Annotated in this window: 25 protein-coding genes; 1 reads left to right on the top strand and 24 read right to left on the bottom strand. The window is 64.0% G+C overall.

The features are described 5' to 3' along the window. Positions 1 to 44 precede the first annotated feature (44 nt). The 15 genes from VLY20_02585 to VLY20_02655 all read right to left on the bottom strand — a co-directional run bounded on the left by VLY20_02585 (position 45) and on the right by VLY20_02655 (position 14,758). Positions 45 to 698 (bottom strand): hypothetical protein, encoded by a 654-nt coding sequence (locus VLY20_02585; GenBank protein HUK55523.1) that lies wholly within the window; start codon positions 696 to 698, stop codon positions 45 to 47. Positions 699 to 921: 223 nt separating this feature from the next. Next, complete coding sequence (locus VLY20_02590) at positions 922 to 1,374, bottom strand: DUF1801 domain-containing protein (GenBank protein HUK55524.1); 453 nt, start codon at positions 1,372 to 1,374, stop codon at positions 922 to 924. A 29-nt stretch (positions 1,375 to 1,403) separates the two neighbouring features. Beyond that, entirely contained in the window at positions 1,404 to 1,553 is a 150-nt protein-coding gene (locus tag VLY20_02595; GenBank protein HUK55525.1) for a hypothetical protein, read from the bottom strand. Between the two features lie 566 nt (positions 1,554 to 2,119). Further along, entirely contained in the window at positions 2,120 to 2,638 is a 519-nt protein-coding gene (locus VLY20_02600; GenBank protein HUK55526.1) for a BCAM0308 family protein, read from the bottom strand. 198 nt (positions 2,639 to 2,836) lie between these two features. Beyond that, the gene (locus VLY20_02605; protein ID HUK55527.1) at positions 2,837 to 3,619 is read right to left on the bottom strand and encodes an SAM-dependent chlorinase/fluorinase; all 783 of its coding nucleotides are present in this window, start codon (positions 3,617 to 3,619) and stop codon (positions 2,837 to 2,839) included. Further along, the gene (locus VLY20_02610; GenBank protein ID HUK55528.1) at positions 3,616 to 4,725 is read right to left on the bottom strand and encodes a dihydroorotate dehydrogenase; all 1,110 of its coding nucleotides are present in this window, start codon (positions 4,723 to 4,725) and stop codon (positions 3,616 to 3,618) included. The genes VLY20_02605 and VLY20_02610 overlap by 4 nt, the downstream gene beginning before the upstream one ends. A 41-nt stretch (positions 4,726 to 4,766) precedes the next feature. Beyond that, a complete protein-coding gene (gene greA, locus VLY20_02615) occupies positions 4,767 to 5,237 on the bottom strand; it encodes a transcription elongation factor GreA (GenBank protein ID HUK55529.1) in 471 nt (156 codons plus the stop codon). 9 nt (positions 5,238 to 5,246) lie between these two features. After that, complete coding sequence (gene carB / locus VLY20_02620) at positions 5,247 to 8,519, bottom strand: carbamoyl-phosphate synthase large subunit (GenBank protein HUK55530.1); 3,273 nt, start codon at positions 8,517 to 8,519, stop codon at positions 5,247 to 5,249. A 34-nt stretch (positions 8,520 to 8,553) separates the two neighbouring features. After that, positions 8,554 to 9,552 carry a signal peptide peptidase SppA gene (sppA, locus tag VLY20_02625; GenBank protein ID HUK55531.1) on the bottom strand — a complete coding sequence of 333 codons (999 nt, stop codon included), beginning with the start codon at positions 9,550 to 9,552 and terminating at the stop codon, positions 8,554 to 8,556. Further along, positions 9,545 to 10,675, bottom strand: a complete 1,131-nt coding sequence (gene carA, locus VLY20_02630; GenBank protein HUK55532.1) for a glutamine-hydrolyzing carbamoyl-phosphate synthase small subunit — start codon at positions 10,673 to 10,675, stop codon at positions 9,545 to 9,547. Before carA ends, sppA begins: the two co-directional genes overlap by 8 nt. Beyond that, the gene (locus VLY20_02635; protein HUK55533.1) at positions 10,675 to 11,178 is read right to left on the bottom strand and encodes a DUF4149 domain-containing protein; all 504 of its coding nucleotides are present in this window, start codon (positions 11,176 to 11,178) and stop codon (positions 10,675 to 10,677) included. The genes carA and VLY20_02635 overlap by 1 nt, the downstream gene beginning before the upstream one ends. Further along, the gene (locus VLY20_02640) at positions 11,175 to 12,476 is read right to left on the bottom strand and encodes a dihydroorotase (GenBank protein ID HUK55534.1); all 1,302 of its coding nucleotides are present in this window, start codon (positions 12,474 to 12,476) and stop codon (positions 11,175 to 11,177) included. Before VLY20_02640 ends, VLY20_02635 begins: the two co-directional genes overlap by 4 nt. Next, positions 12,457 to 13,398 (bottom strand): aspartate carbamoyltransferase catalytic subunit, encoded by a 942-nt coding sequence (locus VLY20_02645; GenBank protein ID HUK55535.1) that lies wholly within the window; start codon positions 13,396 to 13,398, stop codon positions 12,457 to 12,459. The genes VLY20_02640 and VLY20_02645 overlap by 20 nt, the downstream gene beginning before the upstream one ends. Next, positions 13,388 to 13,933: a bifunctional pyr operon transcriptional regulator/uracil phosphoribosyltransferase PyrR gene (pyrR, locus tag VLY20_02650; GenBank protein HUK55536.1), complete on the bottom strand. Its 546-nt coding sequence runs from the start codon at positions 13,931 to 13,933 to the stop codon at positions 13,388 to 13,390. Before pyrR ends, VLY20_02645 begins: the two co-directional genes overlap by 11 nt. 159 nt (positions 13,934 to 14,092) lie before the next feature. Further along, positions 14,093 to 14,758 carry a lysophospholipid acyltransferase family protein gene (locus VLY20_02655; GenBank protein ID HUK55537.1) on the bottom strand — a complete coding sequence of 222 codons (666 nt, stop codon included), beginning with the start codon at positions 14,756 to 14,758 and terminating at the stop codon, positions 14,093 to 14,095. Positions 14,759 to 14,932: 174 nt separating this feature from the next. Between VLY20_02655 and VLY20_02660 the strand changes: the two genes are divergently transcribed. Further along, entirely contained in the window at positions 14,933 to 15,931 is a 999-nt protein-coding gene (locus tag VLY20_02660) for a molybdopterin-dependent oxidoreductase (protein HUK55538.1), read from the top strand. 102 nt (positions 15,932 to 16,033) lie between these two features. Here VLY20_02660 and VLY20_02665 read toward each other — a convergent pair whose 3' ends face one another. The 9 genes from VLY20_02665 to VLY20_02705 all read right to left on the bottom strand — a co-directional run bounded on the left by VLY20_02665 (position 16,034) and on the right by VLY20_02705 (position 26,714). Further along, the gene (locus VLY20_02665) at positions 16,034 to 16,273 is read right to left on the bottom strand and encodes a hypothetical protein (GenBank protein ID HUK55539.1); all 240 of its coding nucleotides are present in this window, start codon (positions 16,271 to 16,273) and stop codon (positions 16,034 to 16,036) included. A gap of 48 nt (positions 16,274 to 16,321) precedes the next feature. Next, positions 16,322 to 18,085 (bottom strand): aspartate--tRNA ligase, encoded by a 1,764-nt coding sequence (aspS, locus tag VLY20_02670; protein ID HUK55540.1) that lies wholly within the window; start codon positions 18,083 to 18,085, stop codon positions 16,322 to 16,324. Positions 18,086 to 18,121: 36 nt separating this feature from the next. After that, positions 18,122 to 18,892, bottom strand: a complete 771-nt coding sequence (locus VLY20_02675) for a pseudouridine synthase (GenBank protein ID HUK55541.1) — start codon at positions 18,890 to 18,892, stop codon at positions 18,122 to 18,124. 2 nt (positions 18,893 to 18,894) lie between these two features. Further along, entirely contained in the window at positions 18,895 to 20,490 is a 1,596-nt protein-coding gene (guaA, locus tag VLY20_02680) for a glutamine-hydrolyzing GMP synthase (GenBank protein ID HUK55542.1), read from the bottom strand. A 32-nt stretch (positions 20,491 to 20,522) separates the two neighbouring features. Continuing rightward, complete coding sequence (gene guaB, locus VLY20_02685) at positions 20,523 to 21,992, bottom strand: IMP dehydrogenase (protein HUK55543.1); 1,470 nt, start codon at positions 21,990 to 21,992, stop codon at positions 20,523 to 20,525. Between the two features lie 146 nt (positions 21,993 to 22,138). Further along, positions 22,139 to 22,549 carry a hypothetical protein gene (locus VLY20_02690; GenBank protein HUK55544.1) on the bottom strand — a complete coding sequence of 137 codons (411 nt, stop codon included), beginning with the start codon at positions 22,547 to 22,549 and terminating at the stop codon, positions 22,139 to 22,141. 42 nt (positions 22,550 to 22,591) lie between these two features. Continuing rightward, positions 22,592 to 25,012, bottom strand: a complete 2,421-nt coding sequence (gene ppsA, locus VLY20_02695) for a phosphoenolpyruvate synthase (GenBank protein HUK55545.1) — start codon at positions 25,010 to 25,012, stop codon at positions 22,592 to 22,594. A 25-nt stretch (positions 25,013 to 25,037) separates the two neighbouring features. After that, the gene (gene gpmA, locus VLY20_02700) at positions 25,038 to 25,793 is read right to left on the bottom strand and encodes a 2,3-diphosphoglycerate-dependent phosphoglycerate mutase (GenBank protein HUK55546.1); all 756 of its coding nucleotides are present in this window, start codon (positions 25,791 to 25,793) and stop codon (positions 25,038 to 25,040) included. Between the two features lie 42 nt (positions 25,794 to 25,835). Further along, a complete protein-coding gene (locus VLY20_02705) occupies positions 25,836 to 26,714 on the bottom strand; it encodes an ATP-dependent 6-phosphofructokinase (GenBank protein HUK55547.1) in 879 nt (292 codons plus the stop codon).

The raw sequence follows: 26,714 nt of genomic DNA on the forward strand, positions 1-26,714 counted from the left end.
CCAAGATGATCCAAGAGCAAACTTAAGCCCTTTACAGCACGTTATTAGCGGCTTTCGTCTTCCACGGCCACGGCGGTCACGATGAGCACCGCATAGTCTTGCTTTTTACAGCCCGCGACGGGAGGCATCGGCCCCCCCGGAGGAACCGGAAACGCCGCCTGCTGCGCCCTGGACGGAGAACACGATCCATCGCCGGCCGCCGGCGTATAGCGCGCGGAACGGCACCCCAGGTGCGTCACGTCATGGAGCGTGGCGTGGTCGTCGAGCTCCCAGCGCGCGTTGCCGTCCTTGTCGGGCGGATGAACGGTCAGCACCGCCGTGACCTCGCGATTACCCGTGACCCGGTATTGGCCGGGAGGGAGTGGAAATTCCGGCTGCTCCATGATCAAGCCGTGTTCCTCCAGCCACCAGTCGGCCCGGTCGAACTTCCAGCGTGCCGGGGCGACTCCACCCGCTTCCTCCAGCTGCTCAAAGCGGCTCAAGCGAACTCCCCGAGGACCCGGATCCAGAGGCCAGAGACCCCACAACTGCGCGCCGCTCCCGGAGCTGGCGCCCGGATCGCCCAATGCCGCGATGAACTGCGTCGGAACACGCTTAAACTTCACCGGACCTCCGCCCGCGGCGTGAACCGACGGACCCAAGGCGGCCGTCATCACGATCAAGGCCGTCGCAAGGCCGACCCGGCTAATCGGGAGCATCCCTCCGCGCATTGACAACAGCACGGCGCCTCGATGCAAAGGGCTTGGGGCTCTGAGCTTCCTGAGATTGGATAGCATCATTCGACCTTTCTTTTGCTAAATCCGGGTCGGGCTTGACTTTTGCGCCGATGAATTCGGCTTCACTTCCCCCGCCCGCGCGCGACGACGGAGGGGAGCCGGGATATCTCATTAATCCATTTTGCCTTCTTCTCCGCTTCCGGCATCATTCCTTGCTCCCCCTTTTCCCAAACCGTGAGGACGTGTTCAGTGCCACGGCGGCGCGAATAAGCGCCTTGAACGCGCCTGCGTCGATCTCCTCCCCCTCATGGATGTCAATCGCGCGCCGGGTGTTGCCTTCGAGGCCGGAGTTGAAGAGGCCTGAAGGGTCCTCCAGTGATGCGCCCTTGGCGAAGGTCAACTTCACGATCGACTTGTACGACTCGCCGGTGCAGATCATTCCGGCGCGCGACCACACCGGAACCCCTCTCCACTTCCACTCCTCGACCGCTTCGGGGTCGGCCTGCTTGATGAGCATTCGGACCCGAGCGAGCGTCTCGCCCCGCCAATCGCTCAGCTCCTTGATTCTCGCATCGATCAGCCGAGAGGGAGAATCTCCCCCTTTTCCTTCCATCGAGCCGCCCTTACTCTTCTTCATGGTCGTTGTCGCTTTCTTTATGGTTGTATTAAGGGGGTTTAGTCTTGATTTCATACATTTAAGGTTTCATAAAGCTCGCCCAGAAGCGAAAGGAACATCTTGGAATGGGCCGGCTTTCGGAAGATGAGACGGTATCCCGCGCCGCGATTCATCACGTGATACCAGGCGCCGGGATAGAGGATGCGAAGCGGACGGGCCATGGCACAACTTAGCTCATAAAATATATGAAGTCAAGACTTGGCCCCTTTACAAATTCAGTGGGGTTCACTTTTCAAACTCACAATCGACGGATCCATGAATTGATGCTCGAAGTCCGCGCGCTCGATCGCGCGCGAGGGCGGAGGGGAGATCAAGAATTTCTTAAACCACTCTTTTCAGACCTGAAAAGAGCCTTCTAAGGGCAAAAATCGAATTCTTTTTCAATGAACGATTATATTTCTCAATGCAATTTCTAGGTCCGACCCGAACCTTGACCTTTAGAAATCCGCCGGGCGCTTTTTCGTGGGGGTTAAAAGAACGAATAGGTTCGCCCCTGAACCCCCCGGCCGCTAGATATATAATGATGCAAATCGAATATAGTGCTCCTTTTGGCGGCGCGGAGAAGCTTCGAATTTTCCACTTTCCCCCAACGCGGCCTGGCGTGGACGTACGGGTATAACGATGGAATAAAAATTTCGGAAATATTTTGGTAGGACAGCGGAGCCAGTATACAAAAAATCAAACGAACCCGGCAAGAAAAATATCGGATGATTTCCTTCCGGCAGCCTCAGCCCTTCCAGGTCATCCGGACCAGCCGCGGGTCGTCGCCGTAGTGGAGCTTGAGCTCGCCGTGGTAGGCGTGCCAGAGCGCCTCGCCGATCCGCCGCGGGAGATGGCTGTCGGTCGTCCTCACCACGATCGCATCGCCCGATTCCGCGATCCCCATCACGCGGCAGAGCGGATGCTTCCTCTTCGCCTCCGCCTCCTGGTTATGGATCACGCTCAACAGCTCGTTTCGGCGTCTCCGGAGGGAGGGGCCGCTCAGCCGTAGTATCCCGGCCGGATATTTGTCCTGGACCCGGCGGCAGGCCGGACAGAGCGTTTCATGCGCGCGCGCCGGACGGGGCGCCCAGGTCCATTTCCCCTTGTGATAGACCGCGCCGCATTGGGGGCAGACGGTCGGCTCCGGCAGCTTCCCCCGTATTTTATAGGTGTCGTGCACGTTCTCTTTCAACAACCCGAGAAAATGAAGTCCCTGATCTCTCCGCGGCTTGCGATTGGCCGCTCCTTTTGTTTTCCGTTTCATCTTGAATTCGACTCCGTTGGGTGAATGATTCCGCGACTACCTTCGGCGGGACGGCCCAAGCATACTAAAAACGCTTGGAAAGCGCAAGGGCGGCAAGCGATGGGCAGGCTCAGCCGGCCCGAGCGCGGGGTGTGGGGGCATCGGAGGACCCGATCCTGTTTCGTCCGCACGGGCCCCCACTTCTTAAAGAAGCGGCCCCTACGACACGACGACCGGCTCGTCCGGCGCGGCGTTGAGCAAAGACCGTGCGTCCTTTTGGTTGCAGAAGATCTCGAGCAGCTCGTCGCTGTTGACCACGGCCGCGAGCTCGCCGGGCGCAGCCTCGGAATAGAACAGCTTGAGCCCGTCGATCGTTTTCCCCCCGATCGTGACCATCGCCGTCTTTCCGTCCGAGAGCCAGGGGGCGAGGTCCTTGCGCGTGATGTTCGTGATCAGGTTTCCGAAGCGGTCGACATGGATCACCGCTCCTTTGAGACTTCCGCCGCTGCGCCGGCGGACCTCCGGCACGGGAAAGCTCACGGGGTCCGCGATCTTCTTCCCAAGCTTGGAAGGCGAAAGGCCCCCGGACAAGCGCGAGGCGACGGGGGCGAAGAGATCGCGCCCGTCGAAGGTGGCGCTGTAGGCTTTGAGCCGGTATTTTTCGGCCTCAAGCCGGTAGATCCGGGAGGCCGGATGATCGTGATAGATGTAGCTTAAGACGCCGTTGTCCGGCGCGAGGAAGAGGCCGCGCCGGTTGACGACGAGGAGCGGACGGCGCGGCCCGCCGACGCCCGGGTCCACCACGACGACGTGGATCGTCCCCTCCGGAAAGAAACGGGCGGCGGAACGGAGGACGAAGGCGGCCTCGCGGATCCCGAAGGGCGGGATCTCGTGCGTGATATCGACGATCGCGGCCCGGGGCTGAAGACTCAGGATGACGCCCTTCATCTGGGCGACGAGCGCGTCGCGGTCGCCGAAATCGGTGAGGAGGGTGATGATCATGGCGCGCCGTGACGGGTTAAATAATACCGGTGCGCCAGATAGGGATCCCACATCGCGGCCGTGGCGGCCTCCACCGCGTCGACGCCGGCGTCGAGATATTCATCGACGTCCTCCGGCTTCATGATCCCGCCCACGCCGACCGCGACGAAGTCGTAGCGGTTCTTCTTTCGCGTCTCGCAAAGCCAGCGGGCGAACTGGAGCCCGCTCTGTTTGATCCCCGCGCCGCAGACCCCGCTCTCTGGACGGCCCGGGACGGCCGGCTTCCCGTCCGCGTCCAGAACGGTCATCTTCACCGTGTTGATCCCGACGATCCCCTCGACGTGAGAGGCGTTGGCCCGGATCACCGCCTCGAAGGCGTCCCGCTTCCAGAAATTTCCGAGCTTGATGAAAAGGGGAACCTCCCCCAGCAGGGCCTTCGCGGCCTTCGAGATCGCGCCGGAAAGGCCGGGGTCCATGTAGACCATCCCCTCGGCGGCGTGGCTGTTGGGGCAGGACAGGTCCAGCTCGACGATGTCCGCGCCGGCCTCGCGCGCGAGCGCGGCCGAGCGCGCGAAGTCCCGGATGAAGGAAGGCGCGTCCGGATGGGTTTCCGAGCTGCCCATCGTGCTGACGATGAGAACCTGTCCGCGATCGAGATAGCGCTTCGACCGTTCCACGTCCTCCTGCCAGACGGACGGATTGCGCGACGGCACGCCGAAGGAGTTCGTGATGCTGATGTCCCGGAGGCCGGCCGGCGGATGGGTCATCGCGCGGAGCGTCTCGCCCAGGCGGTCGTCCGTCAGCTGTCCGCGGGTCTCGACCAGGACGCAGTTCGGCTTCGGGTTGCTCGGCCGGAAGCGGGTCCGGACCGTCTTGTAGGACAGGAGGTCGAAGCCGAGCTTCGCGTAAACCCGTATCCATCGCGAATTGAGCAGGGGTCCGGCCGCGACGCCCAGACGCGAGCGCAGTTTAAATCCAAGAAAGGGAATGTTCGGCGGCGCACTCCGGGCCGGCGGATAGGGCCCGCGGAAGAAGGGCCCGCGGCGGTAATTCCATTCGTAGGACCGGGTCACGTCGTAGGTCGGATGGAACTCCCGCGCGAGCGTTTTTTGGAGGGATTTATTCATGATGACAGTTTCATGTTGTAGGGGCGAGGCATGCCTCGCCCCTACGCGATCGCGATGTCCAGGATTTCGTAGGTGACGGTCCGGGCCGGCGTCGTGATCGTCACCTCGTCCCCGACCTTGTGTCCGATAAGCGCCTTCCCGACCGGGGATGTGACCGAGATCTTCCCGTTCTTGAGGTCGGACTCGTCCTCCCCCACGAGCATGTATTTCTTCTTCGTCTTGCCGTCGGCTTCCAGAAGGGTCACCGTGGCCCCGAAGACCACCTTGTCGGCCGTCAGCCGGCCGGTCTCGATGATCTCGGCGTTGGCCATCTTCGTTTCGAGCTCCTTGATCCGGCCCTCGACGAAGGACTGCCGCTCCTTGGCGGCGTGGTATTCGGCGTTCTCACTCAGGTCGCCGTGCGCGCGCGCCTCGGCGATGGCCTGGATCACCTTCGGCCGCTCCGTTTTTCTCAGCCGGTCCAGCTCGTCCCGGAGCTGCTCAAAGCCTTTTTTGGTGATGGGAACGCGCATGGGTCTTCCTCACTTGGAATGGATTTCTTGATGATACGCCTGCAGCGGCCGTATCCGGAATTTCTGTTTGAGGACCGCCTCGATTCCTCGGACGGCGGCCTTCGCCTCGGCGATCGTGGTGAAGTAGGGCACGGAATAGTTCAGGGCCGTGCGCCGGATCGAGTAGGAATCGGCCTGCGAGGCCTTGTCGCCGACGGTGTTGATCATCCAGGCGATCTCCTTGTTCTTGAGGCGGTCCACGATGTGCGGCCGGCCCTGCGCCACCTTGTTCACCCGCTCGGAGACGATCCCGTTCTCCTCCAGGCAGCGGGCCGTTCCGTCCGTGGCGACGACCGTGAAGCCGAAACCGGCCAGCCGCCGGGCCACCGGCACGACGGCCGCCTTGTCCTTGTCCTTGACGCTGATGAAGACCCGGCCCGACAGGGGAAGCGTCGACCCCGCCGCGGCCTGCGACTTGGCAAAGGCCGAGCCGAAGTCGGAATCGATCCCCATCACCTCGCCGGTGGATTTCATCTCCGGGCCCAGGATGGTGTCGACGCCCGGAAACTTGCTGAACGGAAAGACGGCTTCCTTCACCGCAATATAAGGAATCGGGGGCTCCCGAGTCAAGCCCTGTTCCTTGAGCGTCGCACCGCACATCACCTTCATCGCCGCCTTGGCCAGCGGGATCCCGATCGCCTTGCTGACGAAGGGCACGGTCCGGGACGCCCTCGGGTTGACCTCGAGGACGTACACCGTGCCGTCCTTGACGGCGAACTGGACGTTCATCAGTCCGATGACGCGAAGCTCGCGCGACAGGGTCCGGGTCTGCTCCCGGATCTCCTGAATGATTTTGGCGTCCAGCGAATAGGGCGGGAGCGAGCAGGCCGAGTCGCCGGAATGGACGCCGGCCTCCTCGATATGCTCCATGATCCCGCCGATGAAAACGTCCGCGCCGTCCGCGATCGCGTCCACGTCCACCTCGCTTGCGTCCTCCAGATACTTGTCGATCAGCACCGGATGCCGGGGCGAGGCCTTCACGGCCGACGTGATGTAGTCCTGAAGGCTGTTCTCGTCGTAGACGGTCTCCATCGCGCGCCCGCCGAGGACGTAGGAGGGCCTGACCATCACGGGATACCCGATCCCGTGCGCGATCTTCTTCGCCTCGTCGGGCGAGCGGGCCGTCGCGCTTTGGGGCTGCCGGAGCCCCAGCCGCTCCAGGAAGGCCCGGAAGCGCTCCCGGTCCTCGGCCAGGTCGATCGAGTCCGGCGACGTTCCCAGGATGCGGACGCCGGCGGCTTCCAGCGGCACCGCGAGCTTCAGCGGCGTCTGGCCCCCGAACTGGACCACGACGCCGTCCGGCTGCTCCTTGTCGACGATGTTCAGCACATCTTCCCGGGTCAGCGGCTCGAAATAGAGCCGGTCGGAGATGTCGTAATCGGTGCTGACGGTCTCCGGGTTGCAGTTGACCATGATCGTCTCGAACCCGGCCTCCTTGGCGGCCAGCGCGCCGTGGACGCAGCAGTAGTCGAACTCGATCCCCTGCCCGATCCGGTTCGGTCCCCCGCCCAGGATCATGACCTTCTTGCGCTTCGTCGGTTCCGACTCGCATTCGGATTCGTAGGTCGAATACAGATACGGGGTGCGCGCCGCGAACTCGGCGCCGCAGGTGTCGACCCGGTGGTAGACGGGCGCGACGCCGAAATCCTTCCGGATCTGCCGGAACTCGTCCTCCTCCACGCCGATCAGGGATGCGAGGTGCGCGTCCGAGAAGCCCGCCTGTTTCGCGCTCCGGATCAGGTGCGCCGTGTTCGGCGGCGGGAGGTCGTGATGGATGTGCGCCACGGCCAGCTCCTGCGTGATCGTCTCCTCCATCTCCACGAGGTCCCGGACCTGGTGCAGGAACCAGGGGTCGATACGGGTCGCCTGGTAAATCTCGTCGACGGACAGGCCCAGCCGGAGACCGTCGGCGATCATCCAGAGGCGGTCCCATCCGGGCGTCTTGAGCTTTATCCGGACCCGGTCCTTGTCGTTGCCGCCGTCGTCCCCCCTCGGCTTCAGGCGGTGGAGGTGCTGCTCCAGGCCGAAGCTGTCGATCTCAAGCGAGCGGATCGCCTTCTGCAGGGCCTCCTTGAAGGTCCGTCCGATCGCCATCGCCTCCCCCACCGATTTCATCTGCGTCGTCAGCGTCGCGTCGGCCTGAGGAAATTTTTCGAAGGCGAAGCGCGGAAACTTGACCACCGCGTAGTCGATCGTCGGCTCGAAGCAGGCCTGAGTGACTTTCGTGATGTCGTTCGGGATCTCGTCCAGCGTGTAGCCCACCGAAAGCTTCGCCGCGATCTTGGCGATCGGGAAGCCGGTCGCCTTCGAGGCCAGCGCCGAGCTGCGGGAGACCCGCGGGTTCATCTCGATCACGACCATGGCGCCGTCCGCCGGGTTGACGGCGAACTGGATGTTCGACCCGCCCGTGTCCACGCCGATCTCGCGCATGATGGCGAGCGAGGCGTCCCGCATGACCTGGTACTCCTTGTCGGTCAGCGTCTGGGCCGGCGCCACCGTGATGCTGTCGCCGGTATGGATCCCCATCGGGTCGAAATTCTCAATCGGGCAGACGATCACGACGTTGTCCTTCCGGTCCCGCATCACCTCGAGCTCGTATTCCTTCCAGCCGATGACGGACTGCTCGATCAGGACTTCATTCTTTGGACTGGCGTTTAAGCCCCAGTCGACGTGCTCGACGAACTCCTCCTTATTGTAGGCGACGTTCCCGCCCGTCCCGCCCAGGGTGAAGGAGGGACGGATGATCGCCGGAAAACCGATCCGCTCCACGATGAGCATGGCGTCTTCCCTGGCCTTCGCATAGCCGCTCATCGGAACCTTGAGACCGATGGACAGCATGGCCGTTCGAAAAGCCATCCGGTTCTCGGCCTTCAGGATGGACTCATAGCGCGCCCCGATCAGCTCGACCCCGAACCGTTCCAGCGCGCCGTTCTCGTAAAGCGCCATCGCCATGTTGAGGGCGGTTTGGCCGCCCATCGTCGGCAAAAGGGCGTCCGGCCGCTCCTGCTCGATGATCTTCTCGACGATCTCGGGGATGATCGGCTCGATGTAGGTCCGGTCCGCCAGCTCCGGATCGGTCATGATCGTGGCCGGGTTGGAATTGACCAGGACGACATGGTAGCCCTCCTCCTTGAGCGCCTTGCAGGCCTGCGTGCCGGAATAATCGAACTCGCAGGCCTGTCCGATCACGATCGGCCCAGAGCCGATGAGGAGGATTTTCTTTATGTCGGTGCGTTTGGGCATGAATCCCTTTGAAATCGATCCGGCGCGGGGCGGCCTATTCCGGCGACCACAGGTACATGAAGCGCGGCGTTCCGGACTGGACGAAGGAACGCAGGTCCAGGTTGACCAGGTTGACCGTCTGCGGACCGCCGGACGGCATCCGGGAGTAAATATTGTCCTTGTAATTGCCCGGACGCAGATAGGTCATGACGCGGGCCTCGCGCAGTCCGGACTCGGTCCGGGCCAGCGCGATCGCGTCGTCGAGATAGCCGATCCCGTCCACCAGCCCCAGGTCGAGCGCCTGTTTCGCGGTGTAGACCCGTCCGTCCGCCGCCTTCCGGACCTGCTCCTCCGTCAGGTTCTTGCGCCCGGCCGCGACGACCGAGACGAAGCGGTCGTACATCTGGTTGATGATGCCCTGGAACAGCCGCCGCTCGTCCTCCGTCATCGGACGGAAGGGCGAGCCCATGTCCTTTTTATCGCCCGACTTGATGGCCGTTCCGCTCACCCCGATCTTCTCAAGCAGCCCGTGAACGTCCAGCGTCAGCATGATCACGCCGATGCTGCCCGTCACGGTGGTGGGATGGACGATGATCTTGTCGGCCGCGACCGCGACGTAGTAGCCGCCCGAGGCGCCGAGGTCCATGATGCTGACGACCACCTTCTTGCCGGTCTGTTTCTTGAAAACCTCGATCTCATGGTGAAGGATGTCCGAGGCCGTCACCGTCCCGCCGGGGCTGTTGATCCGGAGCACCACCGCCTTCACCGCCGAGTCGGCCGCGGCCTTCTTCAGCTCCTCCTTGATCTGGGCCACCAGGTTCGGCTCGGGCGAAAACGAGCTGCCCCTCTCCTCCTCCGAAATCACGCCGGTCAGGTCCATCACGACGACCTTGTCGCTTCCCGAGCCGGACAGTTGTTTTTCCTGGAGCGGCTCGAGCTGAGGCAGAAGCTGGACGTTGAAGAAGCAGCCGGATAACATTATCGATAAAGATGCGAACCCAAGGAAGCGCAGGGGCGTACGGCCGTACGCCCCTGCAAAATTTTTCTTATCCATTTTTCATCATCTCCACAAATCGGTTGAACAGATACCGCGCGTCGTGCGGCCCCGGGGAGGCTTCCGGATGGTACTGGACCGAGAAGATCGGAAGCGTCCGGTGGCGCATCCCCTCGACGGTGCGGTCGTTGAGGTTGATATGGGTCAGCTCCATCTCGGCGCCGATCGAGTCCACGTCCACGGCGAAGCCGTGGTTCTGGGCCGTGATCTCGACCCTACCCGTCGCCCGGTCCAGGACCGGCTGATTGCCGCCGTGATGGCCGAATTTCAGTTTGTAGGTCTTGCCGTTCATCGCGAGACCGAGGATCTGGTGTCCCAGACAGATTCCGAGGATCGGTTTTTGCCCGATCAACGACCGGACGGCCTCGACCGCGTAGGGGACGCCTTCCGGATCGCCCGGACCGTTCGACAGGACGACACCGTCCGGGTTCAGGGACAGGACTTCGGACGCCTTCGTCCCGGCCGGAACGACCGTGACCCGGCATCCCGAGTCGATCAGGCGACGGAGGATGTTCCGCTTTACGCCGAAATCGTAAACCACCGCGTTGAAGGGTTTGAGATTTGAGATTTGAGATCCGGGGCTTCCTTCCGTCCAGTCGTAGGCCTTTTCGCAACTGACTTCCCGGACCAGGTCGCGCCCGATCAGTCCGGGCGACTCGGCCGCGCGCTTCACCAGCCGTTTCTCGTCCAGATCGACGGTCGAGATGATCCCCGTCTGCGCGCCGGCGTCCCGGACATGCCGGGTCAGCGCGCGCGTGTCGATCCCCTCTATCCCGGGGATCCCGTGACGCCGGAGGTAGTCGTCGAGCGGTCCGGTCGCGCGCCAGTTGCTCGGATCGTCGGTGTATTCCCGGACGATGAAGCCGGAGAGGAAGGGCCGGGCCGACTCGACGTCCTCGTCGTTGACGCCGGTGTTGCCGATGAGCGGATAGGTCATCGTGACCATCTGGCCCCGGTAGGACGGATCGCTCAGGATCTCCTGATACCCCGTCATCGAGGTGTTGAAGACCACCTCGCCGAGGCCCTCGCCCTCGGCGCCGAAGCCGTATCCCTTGAACACGCTCCCGTCGGCCAGGGCCAGGACCGCCCTCCGGCGCGGCGCATGATGTCCGGGCGCTTCCATCAGGACTCCTTCCGGCCCGCGCCGTTCGAGGGCCGGGCGTTCATCCATAGAACGGCCAGGCCGAGAAAAATGTTGACCGAAAACAAGGTCACGGACTGCCGGTGCCGGCGGTCGAACTCCGCGACGGCCGTTCCGTTCGAGCGGTCGGTCAGCATGGTTTGGCGGAGCGTCTCCATGCTCGGCCCCAGAACCGCCCCGATATAAAGGCCGGAGAGGACCAGCACCGCGACCAGGACGGCCTCGATCCGGAGCCGCAGGCTTCTCGGCCCGGAGAGAAACCATTTGCCCAGGAAACCGGCCGCCACCAGGACGATGCAGACGTAGACCATCCCGGCGTTGAAATTCCGGAAGATCAGGCTCATCGTCTCGCCGGCCGACTCGATCGGCTTGACGTGGCCGAAGACGGCCGGCGCCACCAGCGCTCCCAGGGTCATCATGCCCCCGACCCAGAAGGCCAGCCCCGCCAGCTCCAGCCAGACAAAAAATGTATTCAGGATTTTCATACGGCCCGTATCTCCTCCGTGGAATAGACCACACGGCCCTCCACGATCGTCATCGCGACGAGCCCCTTCATCCGCCAGCCCGCGAAAGGCGTGTTGCGGCTTTTGGAATGGAAGCGGGCGGGCTCCACCGTCCACGCCGCCTCCGGCTCGATCAGGCAGAGGTCCGCGTCCGCCCCGATGCCGAGGTGGCCCTTGTTCAGACGCATCACCCGTGCGGGATGGACCGTCAGCTTCGCCACGGCCTCGTCCAGAGAAAGCACGCCCTCCTCCACCAGCCGGAGGGTCAGCGGCAGCGCCGTCTCCAGCCCGACGATGCCGAAGGGCGCCAGGTCGAACTCGCGGTTCTTCTCGTCCTCCGTGTGCGGCGCGTGGTCCGTCGCGATGACGTCCAGCGTCCCGTCCTTCAGGCCCTGGCGGATCGCGTCTCGGTCCTGGACCGTCCGGAGCGGGGGGTTCATCTTGGCGTCGGTGTTGTAGCCCCGCACCGCCTCCTCCGTTAGGCTGAAATAATGCGGACAGGTCTCGGCCGTGACCCGCGCGCCGCGGCTCTTCGCTTCGCGGATCAGCCGGACCGATCCCGCGGTGCTGACATGCGCGAGATGAAGCCTTGCCCCGGTCAGCTCGGCCAGGATCAGGTTTCGCGCCACCATCACTTCCTCGGCGGCGGCCGGGATGCCCCGGAGCCCCAGCTCCATCGAGACGACCCCTTCGTTCATCACGCCGCCGTCCATCAGGTGCTCGTCCTCGCAATGGTCGATCACCGGCAGGTCGAAGGCCAGGGCATACTCCATCGCCCGCCGCATCACCCCGCTGTTCATCACCGGTTTTCCGTCGTCGGTGATCGCGACGCAGCCGGCCTCGGCCAGCTCCCCGATCTCGGCCAGCTCCTCCCCCTTCGAGTCCTTGGTGACCGCTCCGATCGGGAAGACGTGGACCCGGCCTTCCTGCCGGGCCTTCTCGCGGATCAGGCGCGTCACCGCCTGATTGTCGTTGACCGGTTGGGTGTTGGGCATGCAGCAGACGGACGTGAAACCGCCGGCCGCGGCCGCCTCGGTTCCGGTTTTGATGGTTTCTTTATATTCAAAACCGGGCTCCCGCAGATGGACATGGACGTCCACGAGCCCGGGCACGACCCATCGGTCCGTTCCGTCGATGACCTGGATGTCGGACTTCGGGCCCTCGGCCTTCAGCGTCCGGCCGATGCGGGCGACCTTTCCGTTCTCGATCAGGACGTCGGTCACCTCGTCCCGGCGATGGGCCGGATCGAGGAGCCGGCCGTTACGGATCAACAGGTTCATGTTTCGCGACTCCCGATAAAAGGTAGAGAACGGCCATCCGGACCGCCACGCCGTTGGTGGCCTGGGCCAGGATCGCGGACGAGAGGCCGTCCGCGACGTCGGGACTGATCTCGACGCCCCGGTTGATCGGCCCCGGATGCATCACCAGCACGTCGTCCTTGGCCATCGCCAGGCGGCGGGCGGTCAGACCGTAGAGGTTCGCGTATTCCCGGAGCGTCGGAAAGAGCCCCCGCCCCTGGCGTTCCAGCTGCAGCCTCAGGATCATGATCACGTCCGCGCCCTTCAGGGCCTCCTCGTACTGATAGAACACCTCCACGCCCCAGTGCGCGACCTCGCGGGGGATCATCGTCGGCGGCCCGACAAGGCGGATCGTCGAACCGACCATCTTCAGCGCCGCGATCGCCGACCGAGCGACCCGGCTGTGAAGCACGTCGCCGACGATCGCGACCGTGAGGCCTTCCAGCCTTTTCTTCCGCTCGCGGATGGTGAACAGGTCCAGCAACGCCTGCGTGGGATGCTCGTGCGCCCCGTCCCCGGCGTTGATGATGGCGCTGCTCACGTTCCGGGCCAGCAGGACCGGCGCGCCGGCGCAGGGATGACGGACGATGATCAGATCGGACTGCATCGCCTGGATGTTCCGGGCCGTGTCCAGGAGCGATTCGCCCTTGGCCACGCTGCTGCCGGACGCGGAAATGTTCACGACATCGGCCGAGAGGCGCTTGGCCGCCAGCTCGAAGGAGGTCCGCGTCCGCGTGCTGGGCTCGAAGAACAGGTTCACGACGGTCTTCCCGCGAAGCGTCGGGACCTTTTTGATCTCCCGCGCGCCGACCTCTTTGAAGGACTCGGCCGTGTCCAGGATCAGCCGGAGATCGTCCCGGTCCAGGTCCTTGATGCTGATCAGATCTTTGCTCTTAAGCGGCATTTTCGATAATCACCCGGTCGTCTTCGCCTTCCTCCTTCAACAAAACCTTTACCTTTTCCTCCGGGGAAGTCGGAAAACTCTTTCCGACGTAATTGGCGCGGATCGGCAGCTCGCGATGGCCGCGGTCGATCAGGACGGCCAGCTGGATCTCCCGCGGCCGGCCGAAATCGATCAACTGGTCCATCGCGGCCCTTATCGTCCGGCCGGTGAACAGGACGTCGTCCACCAGGATCACGATTTTGTCCGTGAAGTCGAACCCGATCTCGGTCTTCCGGACGGCGGGCTGCTCGCGCATTTTGTTCAGATCGTCCCGGTAGAGCGTGATGTCCAGGGCGCCGACCGGCAGGACGGCCCCCTCGATCTCCTTGAGCCGGGCGGCCAGGCGGTGGGCCAGATGAACGCCGCCGGTCCGGATCCCGACCAGGGTCAGGTCGGTCAGGCCCCGGTTCCGTTCGATCACTTCATGGGCCACACGGCTCATCGCCCGGTTCATTCCCAGGGCATCCAGAACAATTTTTTCACCGGGCTTTAACATCAAGACACATAAAGAGGCACAAAAAAACCTTCCCCGTGCCCGTATCGGCGCAAGGAAGGTTCGGCTGTCGAGTAAACAGGTTCCATCGTCCATCCCTTTCGAACCTCACCGGGTCCGATTTAAAGGTGATTTTTACTATACGTCAGATCGATCGCCATGTCAAGGCGCTAATGGAGCCCCCGGCGGGTCCTTCCCAAGCCGCGCGATCGCTTCCATCACGGCGTCCACGATCCGTCGCGACGCTTCGACCGAATTCTGGACGGACGCGAAGGATGAAAAATCGATCGGGGGACCGTAGGCGATCGTGACCGTCTGAAACAAACGGGGCAGGATGCAGCCCTTGGGCAGGAGCCGGTCGCTCCCCTCGATCAGGACGGGAACGACCTTGGCCGGCTTCGCGTCGTGGATGATTTTCCCGACGCCGGCCTTGCCCGGCTGAAGGCGGCCGTCCGTCGAGCGCTTTCCCTCCGGGAAGATGACGATCACGCCCGTCGGAAGCAGCCGGGCCATCGCCTCGATCGCCGTGAAATCCCTTTTTCCGCGGCGGACCGGAAAGCCGCCCCAGGCTCCGATGATCGCCCGGACCAGCGGCCGCCGGAAGAGCTCCTCCTTTGCGGGCGCCCGCCACCAGACCGGGGAGAAAAAGGGCATGGCCGTCGCGGCGATCACGAAGGGATCAAGCGCCGAAAGATGGTTGCTGCAGATTAGGACGCCGTGCTCGCCCCGTTCCGGAATATGTTCCGGATTTCGGACCCGGACGCGATTCAAGACCCGCAAGAGGACGACCCAGAACAGCAGGCCGACGGCATGCCACAGGTTGATCAAGAATCCGGGGCCGGAAGGACGAATTGAAGGGGTGTTGCGCGCCGACATGACGATCAGTATAATGGATTCCGGCGGGCAAGGCGAGCGACCTGCCGGCCGGCAGGCAGGGAGGGGAGGCTCCATCGGCTCGGCTGACGGAGGGGGCGACGTGAGCCCCTATAATCGAGTGCCACAATGATCAAGTTCAATCGACGCATGTTTCTCCGGACCGCGGGCCTGGCCGCGCTGGGCTCGGGCTGGCCCAAACCGGCCGCCGCCGGGACGTTTTTCTGGAAGCGTCTTTTTTCCGTCCCCCCGCGCGACACCGTCCTGATAACGCCCAACGACAAATTCTATATCGTCAGCTACGACGCCTTCCCCGAGATCGACCTGCGCGCCTGGTCCCTGTACATCGGGGGCTCGGTCAAATCCCCGGCCCGCTTGACCTTCGCCGATTTCTACGGCCGGCCCTCGGTCGAGATGGCCGCGACCCTGATCTGCATCGACACCCTCCCCGGCGGCGACACGATCGGCAACGCCGTCTGGCGGGGCATCCCGCTCAAAACCCTGTTGCAGGAGGTCGAACCCGATCCCTCCGCCCGGGACGTCGTCTTCCGCGCGGCCGACGGGTACAGCGACAGCATTCCCATCGAGCGGGCCGCGGGCGACGACGTCCTGCTGGCGTACACGATGAACGGGGAAGCGCTGCCCCGGGCCCACGGTTATCCGCTCCGCGCCGTCGTCCCCGGACTGTACGGGATCAAGAACGTCAAGTGGATCACCGAGATCGAGGTGGTGGATTATAATTACAAGGGATACTGGCAGCAACGGGGCTGGACCGACAAGGGCGAGATCCGGATCGTCTCCCGGATCGACGACCCCGGGCACTACCAGGAGATTCAGGAACGCGAGCACGCCGTTCGCGGCCTGGCCTTCGGAGGATATTACGGAATCGGCCGGGTCGAGCTCAGCACCGACGGCGGCCGGACCTGGAACCCGGCCGACCTGGACCCGCCCTTGTCGCCGTACAGCTGGGTCCTCTGGACCTACCGTTGGAAAATCCCCGCGCCGGGGGCCTACACACTGACGGTTCGCGCGTGGGACAAGCGGGAACGGGTGCAGCCCGCCCAACTCGAGCAGGCCTATCCGGCCGGAGCCAGCGGCTATCATACGGTGGTCGCCCTGGTGTCGTGACACATTCTATTCTTTAGGAGCGGTTCGCGAAGCGCCCCTACAGAAAAAAAGGCGGCTTTTCCGGAAAATCCGGAAAAGCCGCCCCCGCGTGCCGAAGAACGTTTACCTCCGCTTACCCCTCCGAGCCATCTTCGCCCTGGAGATATCGCCCTGCTTGTCAATGAAATAGAGATAACCTTCCTCTCTCTTGACACCCGCTTTGGCGATCTTCTGGGGTTTCCCGGGATTGTGCTTGCCCCCTCCCCGAGCCATCTTCGTCCGTGAAACATCGCCCTGCTTATCAAGATAGTAAAGCCATCCCTTTTCCCGCTTTACTCCCGCCTTCGCTACCTTTTGGGCCATCCGTTCCTCACCTCCTTTCAAGATCGAATGAACGAACCTGGGACCTCGTCACTCGACGACGTCCAGTTTGATGTGCAGTTCCTTGAGCTGCTGTTCCGTCACATGCGACGGCGCGTCGCTGAGAAGACAGATCGCCTTCTGGGTCTTCGGAAACGCGATGACGTCGCGGATCGATTCGGCGCCGGACAGGATCATCGCCAGGCGATCCAAGCCGAACGCGATCCCCCCGTGGGGCGGGGCCCCGTATTCCAGGGCCTCCAGCAAGAAGCCGAATTTTTCCTGCGCCGACGCCGGGTCGATGCCGAGCAGCTTGAACAGCCGGGACTGAACATCCCGGCGATGGATCCGGATGCTCCCGCCGCCGATTTCGGAGCCGTTCAGGACCAGGTCGTACGCCTTGGCGCGGGCGCGCTGCGGCTCCGTTTCCAAAAGCGGCAGATCCTCGTCCAACGGAGACGTGAACGGATGGTGCATGGCGACGTACCGTTGCTCGGCTTCGTCGAATTCCAGCAGCGGAAAATCCGTGATCCAGACGAAACGGAACTGATCCGCCGGGATCTTTTCGAACCGTTCCGCCAGCTTTGTTCGGAGCCCTCCCATCACCTCCCGGGCCGTTTTGAGCTGATCCGCCACGAACAGGAGCAGATCGCCCGGTTTCGCCGGGAGGGCGCCCGCCAGCGCGCGGAGGAGCGGCTCGCCCAGAAATTTCACGATGGGGGAATCGAAGCCCTCGGCCGATACCTTGACCCAGGCGAGCCCCTTCGCCCCCAGCGCCTTGGCGGCTTCCGTCAATTCATCCAGTTCCTTCCGCGACAGCGTGGCTCGGCCTTCCACCACCATCGCCCGGACGACGCCCTTGCGGTTCAGGGTTTCCTGGAAAACCTGAAAGGAGGAGCCCGCCACCCGCGCGGAGACGTCGTGCACCTCGAGTCCGTACCTAAGGTCCGGTTTGTCGCTGCCGTAGCGGTCCATCGCCTCGGCATAGGACAGCCGCGGAAAAGGCGTCGGCAGACGGATCCCCTGGATCGTCTGGAAGACCTCGGTCAGCATCGCCTCCATCAGCGAACGGATCTCCTCCGGATCCACGAACGAAAGCTCGAGATCGATCTGGGTGAATTCCGGCTGACGGTCCGCCCGAAGATCCTCGTCCCGAAAGCAGCGGGCGATCTGGTAGTAGCGTTCCATGCCGGCCACCATTAAAATCTGCTTGAACAACTGCGGCGACTGGGGCAGCGCGTAAAATTGGCCGGGGTTCACGCGGCTGGGGACCAGGTAGTCGCGGGCGCCTTCGGGCGTGCTCTTCGTCAGATGCGGCGTCTCCACCTCGATGAAACCGTGCCCGTCCAGGAAATTCCGGACGACCCGGAGGATGTGGTGCCGCCGCTTCAGATTGGCTTGCATGCGGGGGCGGCGCAGGTCCAGATACCGGTACTTCAAGCGCAGGTTTTCCGAGACCAGGACGTTGTCCTCGATCGGAAACGGCGGCGTCTTGGCCGCGTTGAGAATGTCCAGCTCGTCCGCGACCAGTTCGATTTCACCCGTGGGCAGCTGCGCGTTGACGGTTCCGGCCGGGCGGGCCTCCACCCGTCCCCGGACGCCGACGACGTCCTCGCTGCGGAGCTCCTTGGCCTGCTTGTGCGTGTCGGGGGAGAGCGCCGGGTTAAACACCACCTGCGTGATCCCTTCCCGGTCCCGAAGATCGATGAAGATCAGCCCGCCGTGATCCCGCCGGGACTGGACCCATCCCATCAGGACGGCCGTTTGGCCGATATCGCCTTTTCTCAGCCTTCCGCAATCGTGTGTCCGCTTCAATCTCGCATCCTTTTTTTATAGTGGCTCGCCGAGCTTCTATTCACCCACGGCCTTTCGGATCCTGGGCGCCGCCGGGGAGGCCTTGGACCTCGCGGAAAGGGCCTTGAGGGCCCGGATCTCCTCGGCCGCGAGATAGCGATAGCGCCCGATCGGCAGGCCGCCGAGCTCCAGCATTGCAAGCCGGGTCCGTTTCAGTTTCAAGACCGGATGATCGACCGCCTCCAGCATGCGGCGGACCTGGCGGTTGCGCCCTTCATGGATCGTGATTTCCAGCCAGGAGTTCTTCTCCGTTTTTTTCATTTTTCGAATCCGGCAGGGCAGGGTCCGGCCGTCCGACAATTCCACGCCGCGGGACATCGCCCGGATCTCGTCGTCCGTCAGGACCCCCTTGACCTTGACCTCGTAGGTTTTGGGAACCTCGAAACTCGGATGAAGCAGCTTCTGGACCAGCTCGCCGTCGTTGGTCAGAAGCAGCAGGCCCTCGCTGTCGTAATCGAGCCTCCCGACGGGGTAGACGCGCACGCGCACGCCCTTGAGCAGCGCCTTGACCGTCATGCGGCCCATCGGATCGGACAGCGTCGTGACCACCCCGCGGGGTTTGTTCAGCATGAGATACATTCGGGTCTGTTTGGGGTTGATGAGTTTTCCCGACACCTTGATATGGTCCCGCTCCGGGTCGGCCTTGCGGCCCAGTTCGCGGACCACGCGCCCGTTGACCGTCACGGAGCCATCGAGCATCAGGGTCTCGGCCTTCCGACGGGAGGCGACCCCCGCCCTCGAAATGATTTTTTGCAGGCGTTCGAGCATCGTTATTCCCATTCAATGGTGCTGGGCGGCTTGGACGATACGTCGTAGACCACCCGGTTGATTCCGCGGACCTCGTTCACGATCCGGGTCGAGATCCGCTCCAGCACCTCGTGCGGCAGCCGGACCCAGTCGGCCGTCATCCCGTCCTGGCTGTGAACCGCCCGGATCGCCACGACGGGCTCGTAGGTGCGCTCGTCCCCCATCACGCCGACGGTCTTGATCGGAAGCAGGACGGCGAAGGCCTGCCAGATCTGCCGGTAGAGGCCGGCCGCGCGGATCTCCTGCTCGACGATCTCCTCCGCCTCGCGCAACAGCTCCAGGCGCTTTCGCGTCACCTCCCCGATGATCCGGACCGCCAGGCCCGGCCCCGGGAAGGGATGCCGCCAGAGGATCTCCTCCGACAGGCCCATTTCCTCGCCCAGGCGCCGCACCTCGTCCTTGAACAATTCACGCAGCGGCTCCACCAGCTTGAAGCGCATCCGCGCCGGCAGGCCGCCGACGTTGTGATGCGTCTTGATCGTCGCGGACGGGCCCTTGAACGAAACGCTCTCGATCACGTCCGGGTACAGCGTGCCCTGGACCAGGAACTCCGGCCGCCCCAGGCCTTTCGCCTGCTCCTCGAACACCTGGATGAACTGGCGGCCGATGATCCGGCGCTTGCGCTCCGGGTCGGTGACCCCCTTCAATTTTTTCAGAAAACGCGCGGAGGCGTCCACGTAGCGGAGGTTCAGCTTGAACGTTTTTCGAAACGTCTCGGCCACCCGCTCGGCCTCGTTGTTCCGGAGCAGCCCGTTGTCCACGAACACGCAGGTCAGCTGATTCCCGACGGCCCGATGGGTCAGGATCGCCGCGACGGCCGAGTCGACCCCGCCGCTCAACGCGCAGAGGACATCGGCGCCTCCCACGCGTTCCCGAATCCGCCCGACGGCCCGCTCCAGAAAGGCCTTCATCGTCCAGGTCGGCCCGCACCCGCAGATCCGGTACAGAAAATTTTTCAGGATCGCGAGCCCCTGGGGCGTATGGGCGACCTCGGGATGAAACTGGATCGCGTAAATCCGCCGCTTCTCGTTCCGCATCGCCGCGACCGGGGAGTTGGCCGTGTGCGCCAGGATGTCAAAGCCCGGGGGCATTTCATCGATCCGGTCGCCGTGGCTCATCCAGACCGTCGGCCTGGACGGCGCGCCCCGTCCGCCCGCCTCCGGGCCGAGGTCGTGGAACAGATCCGTCGCGTCGTCGATCGTCAGCTCGGCCCGGCCGTATTCCCGCCGCGCCGACTTCGAGACCTTCCCGTCCAACCGGTGCGTGATCCACTGCATCCCGTAGCAGATGCCCAGGATCGGGACGCCCAGGTTCAGAATTTCGGGCGGGCAGAACGGCGGTTTGTTGTCGTAGACGCTGGCCGGGCTGCCGGACAGGATGATCCCCTTGGGCCGGAAGTCCCGGATGAACGCGATCGGAGTGTCGCAGGGATGGATTTCGGAGTAGACCCGGCTCTCCCGGATCCGACGGGCGATCAGCTGCGTGTACTGGGAACCGAAATCCAGGACGAGGATCTTTTCGGCGTGGATCGGGTCGGCCTGTCGATCGGCGGCGCACATGCTTACCTCAACGGGTTCCGGCCCAAGCGGGATCAGTCGCGTTCGACACGGTAATTGGGCGCCTCTTTCGTGATGATGACGTCGTGCACGTGGCTCTCGCGAAGGCCGGCCTGCGTCAGTTTGACGAAGCGGGCCTTCTTCTGAAGCTCCTTGATCGTCCGGCAGCCGCAATAGCCCATGCCGGCCTTGAGGCCGCCGACGAGCTGATAGACGACGCTGGCCAGGGACCCTTTGTAGGGAACGCGCCCCTCGATTCCCTCGGGAACGAGCTTGGATTCGGTTTCGTGTTCCTGGAAGTACCGGTCCCGTCCCCCCTTCACCATCGCCCCGAGGGAGCCCATGCCCCGATAGACCTTGTAGCTCCGGCCCTGGAACAAGACCGTTTCGCCGGGGCTCTCCTCCGTCCCGGCGAAGATGCTCCCGATCATGACGCAATCCGCCCCCGCCGCGATGGCCTTGCTGATGTCGCCCGAGTATTTGATCCCGCCGTCCGCGATGATCGGAACGCCGGACTTGGCCGCGGCCTCGGCGCAATGGAAGACGGCCGTCAGCTGCGGCACGCCGGCCCCGGCGACGATCCGGGTCGTGCAGATGGAGCCCGGTCCGACCCCGACCTTCACGCCGTCGACGCCGGCCTTGATCAGGTCCCGGGTGGCTTCGGCCGTCGCCACGTTGCCGCCCACCAGCTCCAGGTCCGGATGGTCCTTTTTGATTTTTGAAACCGTCTCCAGGACGCTGAGCGAATGGCCGTGCGCCGTATCCACCACGATGAGGTCGACGCCGGCCCTCGACAGATGATCGACCCGCTCCATCGCGTCCTCCCCGACGCCGACCGCCGCGCCCACGCGCAGGCGGCCGCCGCCGTCCTTGCACGCGTTCGGGTATTTGATTTTTTTCTCGATGTCCTTGATCGTGATCAGGCCCTTCAGCTCGAAGTCCTTGTTCACCACCAGCAGCTTCTCGATGCGGTTCTTCTGCAGGATCGCCTTGGCCTCTTCGAGGCCGGTCCCCTCGGGCGCGGTGATGAGATGCTTGTGCGTCATCACTTCGGAGAGTTTCAGGTTCATGCGCGTCTCGAAGCGAAGATCGCGATTGGTCACGATTCCGACGAGCTTGGCCCCCCGCGTCACGGGAATGCCCGAGATCCGGTAGCGGGCCATCAGCTGGAGCGCCTCGCGGATGGTCTTGTCGGGCGAGATCGTGATCGGATCGACGATCATCCCGCTCTCGGACTTCTTCACCTTGTCCACCTCGACCAGCTGCTCCTTCGCGGACATCGCGCGGTGGATGATCCCGACCCCGCCCTCCTGCGCGACGGCGATCGCCATGCGCGCGTCGGTGACGGTGTCCATGGCGGCGCTGACGATCGGGATGTTGATCCGGATGCGGCGGGTGAGGTGGGTGCGCGTCTCGACGAACCGGGGCAGGACGGACGATTTGGCCGGGATCAGAACGACATCATCAAACGTCAAACCTTCTTCGATTCTGCTCTTCAGCGTCATGGAGGCCCGATTGAATACCGCGCGGCGGCGGCGTTCCCCGTCGAAAAGGGTGGATCATAATTAACATATTCACACGACGGCGTCAAGAGATATTGAAGAATCCCGCCTCGGCGGGAGAATGCGGCGGACCCGGCGCGCGCGGGACATTACCAACGCCAGACCCACAACGGCAGTTCGAGGACCGACGGCGCGCGAGGACCCGTCGGAACGGGAACATAGCCGGCCGCCGGCGCCCCGCCGTCGGAGACGGGCCGCGGGACCGACGGGGGAAGGACGGACGTAAAAAAGGACGGGAAGAATTGAACGGCGCGCGGCGGCTTTATTTCCGACGAATCCGTCGTCAGCGACAAGCGGTCCGGGGTTTCTTGCGAAGGGCGGAGTTCGCCGACCCGCGAGGTGTAGGAGAAGCTCCAGAAAATGGCGCCGGCGCCGATCACGACCACCCCGCCGACCGAAAAGGTCACGGACACGTGCGTCTCGGCCCGGGCCGGGCCCGGCCAAAAGATCAGGACGAGCGGGAGGAGAAAGCTCGCGGGGATCGGAATCCGTCGTCTCATGTCCTGAAGTTTACCCGACCGGGCCGTCCGATGCAAACCGTTTTACGTTTTTCCCGACGCCTTCTCGGTTTCCACGATCGTCACCGTGGTCTTCATCACGGCGTCCGGGTTGAGCGAGATGCTGTCGATGCCCTGCTCGACCAGGAAGCGGGCGAACTCCGGATAGTCGCTCGGCGCCTGGCCGCAGATGCCGATCTTCCGGCCCCGGGCCTTCGCCGCCCGTATCACGGCCGAGATCATCGATTTCACCGCCGGGTTCCGCTCGTCGAACAGCGGGGCCACGATCGCGGAGTCCCGGTCCACGCCCAGCACGAGCTGCGTGAGGTCGTTGGAGCCGATCGAGAAGCCGTCGAACAACTCGGCGAACGCGTCGGCCAGGATCACGTTGCTGGGAATCTCGCACATCACGTACAGCTCCAGCCCGTTTTGCCCCCGCCGGAGCCCGTGCTTTTCCATCTCGGCCTGGACGAGCCGCGCTTCCTCGACGGTGCGGCAAAAGGGGATCATCAGCTTGAGGTTGGTCAGGCCCATCCCGTCCCGCACCTGTTTCATCGCCCGGCATTCCAGAGCGAACCCGTCGCGGTAGCGCGGGTTGTAGTAGCGCGAGGCGCCGCGGAATCCCAGCATCGGGTTCTCCTCGGCCGGCTCGTAGGGCCGCCCGCCGATCAGGTTGGCGTACTCGTTTGTCTTGAAATCGCTCAGGCGCACGATGACGTCCTTGGGATAGAAGGCCGCCGCGATCGTCCCGACGCCCTGGGCCAGCCGGTCGACGAAATACCGCGCTTTGTCGTCGTACCCCGCCGTCAGTCGGTCGATCTCGGCCTTCACCGCCGGGTCGTCGAGCTTCGGATAGTTCACCAGCGCCAGCGGGTGAATCTTGATCCAGGTGCTGATGATGAATTCCTCGCGGGCCAAGCCGATCCCGTCGTTGGGGATGAAGGACAGGCTGAAGGCCTCTTGGGGATTGCCCAGGTTCATCATCACTCGGGTCTTGGGGCGGGTCAGCGTCTTAAGGTTGATCTTCTCCACGTCGAAGGGCAGCGTGCCCTCGTAGACGACCCCGGTCTCGCCCTCGGCGCACGAGACGGTCACCTTCTGGCCGTCTTTGAGCCGTTCGGTCGCCTGCTCGGCCCCCACCACGGCCGGGAGGCCGAGCTCGCGGCTGACGATCGCCGCGTGGCAGGTCCGGCCGCCGCGATTGGTCACGATGGCCGCCGCCTTTTTCATGATCGGCTCCCAATCCGGATCGGTCTTGTCGGTCACCAGCACCTCGCCCGGTTTGAACCGGTCGATATGCTGAACGCTCTTGATGACCCGGACCGGGCCCTGGGCGATCTTTTCCCCGACGCTGCGGCCCGACACCAGGACCCGACCGTGCTGCGTCAGATGATAGATCTCGACCTCCCCCCGGTCTTTTTGCGACTGAACCGTCTCGGGCCGGGCCTGGACGATGAAGAGCTCGCCGGTCCGTCCGTCCTTGGCCCATTCCATGTCCATGGGCGTGGGCCGGCCCCTCTTCGCGCTGTAGTGGTCCTCGATCACGCAGGCCCAGCGGGCCAGCGTCAGGATCTCGTCGTCGGTGATCGCGAAGCGGGCGCGATCGTCGGGCGGAACCGGCACGTTCTTCACCATCTTGCCCCCGCCCACGTCGTAGACCAGCTTGAACTCCTTGGTGCCCAGGATCTTTTGCAGGATCGGCCGGAAGCCGGTCTTGAGCGTCGGCTTGAAGACGTAATATTCATCGGGGTTCACCGACCCCTGGACCACGTTCTCGCCCAGGCCGTAGGAGGCGTTGATCAGGACGGCGTCCGGGAAGCCGCTTTCCGTATCGATCGAAAACATGACGCCCGACGACGCCAGGTCCGAACGCACCATCCGCTGCACGCCGATCGAAAGAGCCACCTTCAGGTGGTCGAAACCCTTGTCCGTCCGGTATGAAATAGCCCGGTCGGTAAACAGCGAGGCGAAGCAACGTTTGCAGGACTCCAACAGGGCCCGGCGGCCCTGTACGTTGAGATAGGTCTCCTGTTGTCCGGCGAAGCTGGCGTCCGGAAGATCCTCGGCCGTCGCGCTGCTTCGAACCGCCACGTCGAGCGGGGCGCGGCTTGGATCGCCCAGGCGGTCGTAGGCGTCCGCAATCGCCTGTTCCAGGTCCGAGGAAAGGCTCGCCGACACGATCGCCTGGCGGATCGCAAGCCCCCGCCGGCGAAGATTGTCTATGTCGCGCGTATCCAATCCTTCCAGCGTTTCACGGATGGTCCGGTCCAGGTCCGCTTCCCGAAGAAAACGGCGATAGGCCTCGGCCGTGATGGCGAAACCGTTCGGCACCTTGACTCCCTTGGCGGCCAGCTCCCGGACCATCTCGCCCAACGAGGCGTTCTTGCCGCCGACCCTCGGGATGTCGTCGATGCCGATCGCTTCGAACCACAGAATCGGAGAAGGCTGCTGCGTCGTTTTTGTCATGACCGTGCTCCCGACCGGATGCCCGTTACTTGTTGGGTTTCTTCCTGGCTTGGTTCGCCACCGCCTCGGCCGCCCGCTTCGCTTGTTCAGGGTCGCCCAGATAGAAACTTCGAATCGGCTTCAGATCGTCCTCGAGCTCATAGACGAGAGGAAGGCCGGTGGGGATGTTGAGATCGACGATCGCCTCGTCCGACACCCGGTCCAGATGCTTGACCAAGGCCCGCAGACTGTTCCCGTGGGCCGCGATCAAAACCCGCCGGCCGGCCCGGATCGCGGGGGCGATCGTCTCGTTCCAATAGGGGAGAAAGCGCGCGACCGTGTCCTTCAGGCTCTCGGTCAACGGCAGCTCCTCCGGCCGAAGGCCGGCGTAACGGGAATCGCGCCCCGGGAAGCGCTCGTCGTCCGGGGCGAGCGCCGGCGGACGGACGTCGTAGCCGCGACGCCATCGCAGGACCTGCTCCTCGCCGTGAAGCCGGGTCGTTTCGGACTTGTCGAGCCCCTGCAATGCGCCGTAGTGCCGTTCATTCAAGCGCCAGCTGCGATGGACCGGGATCCACATGAGGTCCATTTCTTCCAGGACGATCCAGAGCGTCTTGATGGCGCGCTTGAGCACCGACGTGTAGGCCACGTCAAACGTGTATTGCTCCCGCATCAGGAGCCGAGCGGCGGCGAGAGCCTCGCCGATCCCCTTTTCGCTCAGTCCCACATCGATCCAGCCGGTGAAGCGGTTTTCCTTATTCCAAACGCTCTCGCCGTGACGGACAAGCACCAGTTTCTTCATGATCCGGCCATTCCCCGTTCATCGCTTTTTCGCAATCGGATCTTAGCGCGCCAGGACGCGCGCCAACTCGAGCAGACCGAGGTCCGGAGGCTTCTTGACGTTGGCCACCTCGGCCAGCGGCGTCGTTGAGACCTGTCCTTTGAGCAGTCCCACCAAGACCCCGGGCTGCCCCCGAACCAGCGCATCGACCGCTCCGGCCCCCAGTCGCGTGGCCAGAAGCCGGTCGAACGCGCCCGGAGCCCCGCCCCGCTGCACGTGTCCCAGCAGCGTCACGCGGAGGTCGAAGCCGATGCGCCGATGGTGCTCATGGAAATAGGCCGCGATCTCGGACGCCTTGTATTCCGCCCCCTCCGCGATCACGCCGATCGCATGGGATTTTCCCCGATCGTAGGCCCCCCTCAGTTCCTGCGCGATGATCTCCGGGTCGCAGGAGGCTTCGGGGATGGCGATTACCTCGGCCCCGCCGGCGATGCCGGCCATCAGCGCAAGGTAACCGCACTCCCGTCCCATCACCTCGACCAGGAAGGCCCGCTGATGCGACGACGCGGTCGTCTTGAGCCGGTCGATCGCTTCCAGGGCGATGTTGAGCGCGGTGTCCACGCCGATGGTCATCTCGCTGCCGGCCAGGTCGTTATCGATGGTGGAGGCGACGCCCACGACCGGCACGCCCATCCGCGAAAGGTCATAGGCCCCGGCCTGGGAGCCGTTCCCGCCGATGACCACCACCGCCTCGATTCCGAGAGACCGGAGAGCCGCGACGGCCTTGCCCCGCCCCGCCTCCGTCTTGAATTCCGGGCAGCGCGCGCTGCCGAGCATCGTGCCGCCGCGTTCAAGAATTCCGCCCACGCCGCGCGCGGTCAAGGGGAGGGCGTCGCCGGCGACCAATCCCGCGTACCCGTGCCGGATGCCGCAGACCTCCAT

The sequence above is a fragment of the Nitrospiria bacterium genome, from assembly GCA_035517655.1.
In the GTDB taxonomy this organism is placed as follows: Bacteria; Nitrospirota; Nitrospiria; order JACQBZ01; family JACQBZ01; genus JACQBZ01.

What these genes read in the sequence shown, in the direction of transcription:
- pyrR (HUK55536.1), bottom strand. Translation starts at nt 13,933, where the DNA reads ATGTTAAAGCCCGGTGAAAAAATTGTTCTGGATGCCCTGGGAATGAAC.
- VLY20_02660 (HUK55538.1), top strand. Translation starts at nt 14,933, where the DNA reads ATGATCAAGTTCAATCGACGCATGTTTCTCCGGACCGCGGGCCTGGCC.
- carA (HUK55532.1), bottom strand. Translation starts at nt 10,675, where the DNA reads ATGGAAGCGCCCGGACATCATGCGCCGCGCCGGAGGGCGGTCCTGGCC.
- gpmA (HUK55546.1), bottom strand. Translation starts at nt 25,793, where the DNA reads ATGAAGAAACTGGTGCTTGTCCGTCACGGCGAGAGCGTTTGGAATAAG.
- sppA (HUK55531.1), bottom strand. Translation starts at nt 9,552, where the DNA reads ATGGATAAGAAAAATTTTGCAGGGGCGTACGGCCGTACGCCCCTGCGC.
- VLY20_02640 (HUK55534.1), bottom strand. Translation starts at nt 12,476, where the DNA reads ATGAACCTGTTGATCCGTAACGGCCGGCTCCTCGATCCGGCCCATCGC.
- VLY20_02610 (HUK55528.1), bottom strand. Translation starts at nt 4,725, where the DNA reads ATGAATAAATCCCTCCAAAAAACGCTCGCGCGGGAGTTCCATCCGACC.
- greA (HUK55529.1), bottom strand. Translation starts at nt 5,237, where the DNA reads ATGCGCGTTCCCATCACCAAAAAAGGCTTTGAGCAGCTCCGGGACGAG.
- VLY20_02675 (HUK55541.1), bottom strand. Translation starts at nt 18,892, where the DNA reads ATGCTCGAACGCCTGCAAAAAATCATTTCGAGGGCGGGGGTCGCCTCC.
- VLY20_02635 (HUK55533.1), bottom strand. Translation starts at nt 11,178, where the DNA reads ATGAAAATCCTGAATACATTTTTTGTCTGGCTGGAGCTGGCGGGGCTG.
- guaB (HUK55543.1), bottom strand. Translation starts at nt 21,992, where the DNA reads ATGACGCTGAAGAGCAGAATCGAAGAAGGTTTGACGTTTGATGATGTC.
- VLY20_02705 (HUK55547.1), bottom strand. Translation starts at nt 26,714, where the DNA reads ATGGAGGTCTGCGGCATCCGGCACGGGTACGCGGGATTGGTCGCCGGC.
- guaA (HUK55542.1), bottom strand. Translation starts at nt 20,490, where the DNA reads ATGTGCGCCGCCGATCGACAGGCCGACCCGATCCACGCCGAAAAGATC.
- VLY20_02595 (HUK55525.1), bottom strand. Translation starts at nt 1,553, where the DNA reads ATGGCCCGTCCGCTTCGCATCCTCTATCCCGGCGCCTGGTATCACGTG.
- ppsA (HUK55545.1), bottom strand. Translation starts at nt 25,012, where the DNA reads ATGACAAAAACGACGCAGCAGCCTTCTCCGATTCTGTGGTTCGAAGCG.
- VLY20_02600 (HUK55526.1), bottom strand. Translation starts at nt 2,638, where the DNA reads ATGAAACGGAAAACAAAAGGAGCGGCCAATCGCAAGCCGCGGAGAGAT.
- VLY20_02605 (HUK55527.1), bottom strand. Translation starts at nt 3,619, where the DNA reads ATGATCATCACCCTCCTCACCGATTTCGGCGACCGCGACGCGCTCGTC.
- VLY20_02665 (HUK55539.1), bottom strand. Translation starts at nt 16,273, where the DNA reads ATGGCCCAAAAGGTAGCGAAGGCGGGAGTAAAGCGGGAAAAGGGATGG.
- VLY20_02645 (HUK55535.1), bottom strand. Translation starts at nt 13,398, where the DNA reads ATGCCGCTTAAGAGCAAAGATCTGATCAGCATCAAGGACCTGGACCGG.
- carB (HUK55530.1), bottom strand. Translation starts at nt 8,519, where the DNA reads ATGCCCAAACGCACCGACATAAAGAAAATCCTCCTCATCGGCTCTGGG.
- VLY20_02690 (HUK55544.1), bottom strand. Translation starts at nt 22,549, where the DNA reads ATGAGACGACGGATTCCGATCCCCGCGAGCTTTCTCCTCCCGCTCGTC.
- VLY20_02585 (HUK55523.1), bottom strand. Translation starts at nt 698, where the DNA reads ATGCTCCCGATTAGCCGGGTCGGCCTTGCGACGGCCTTGATCGTGATG.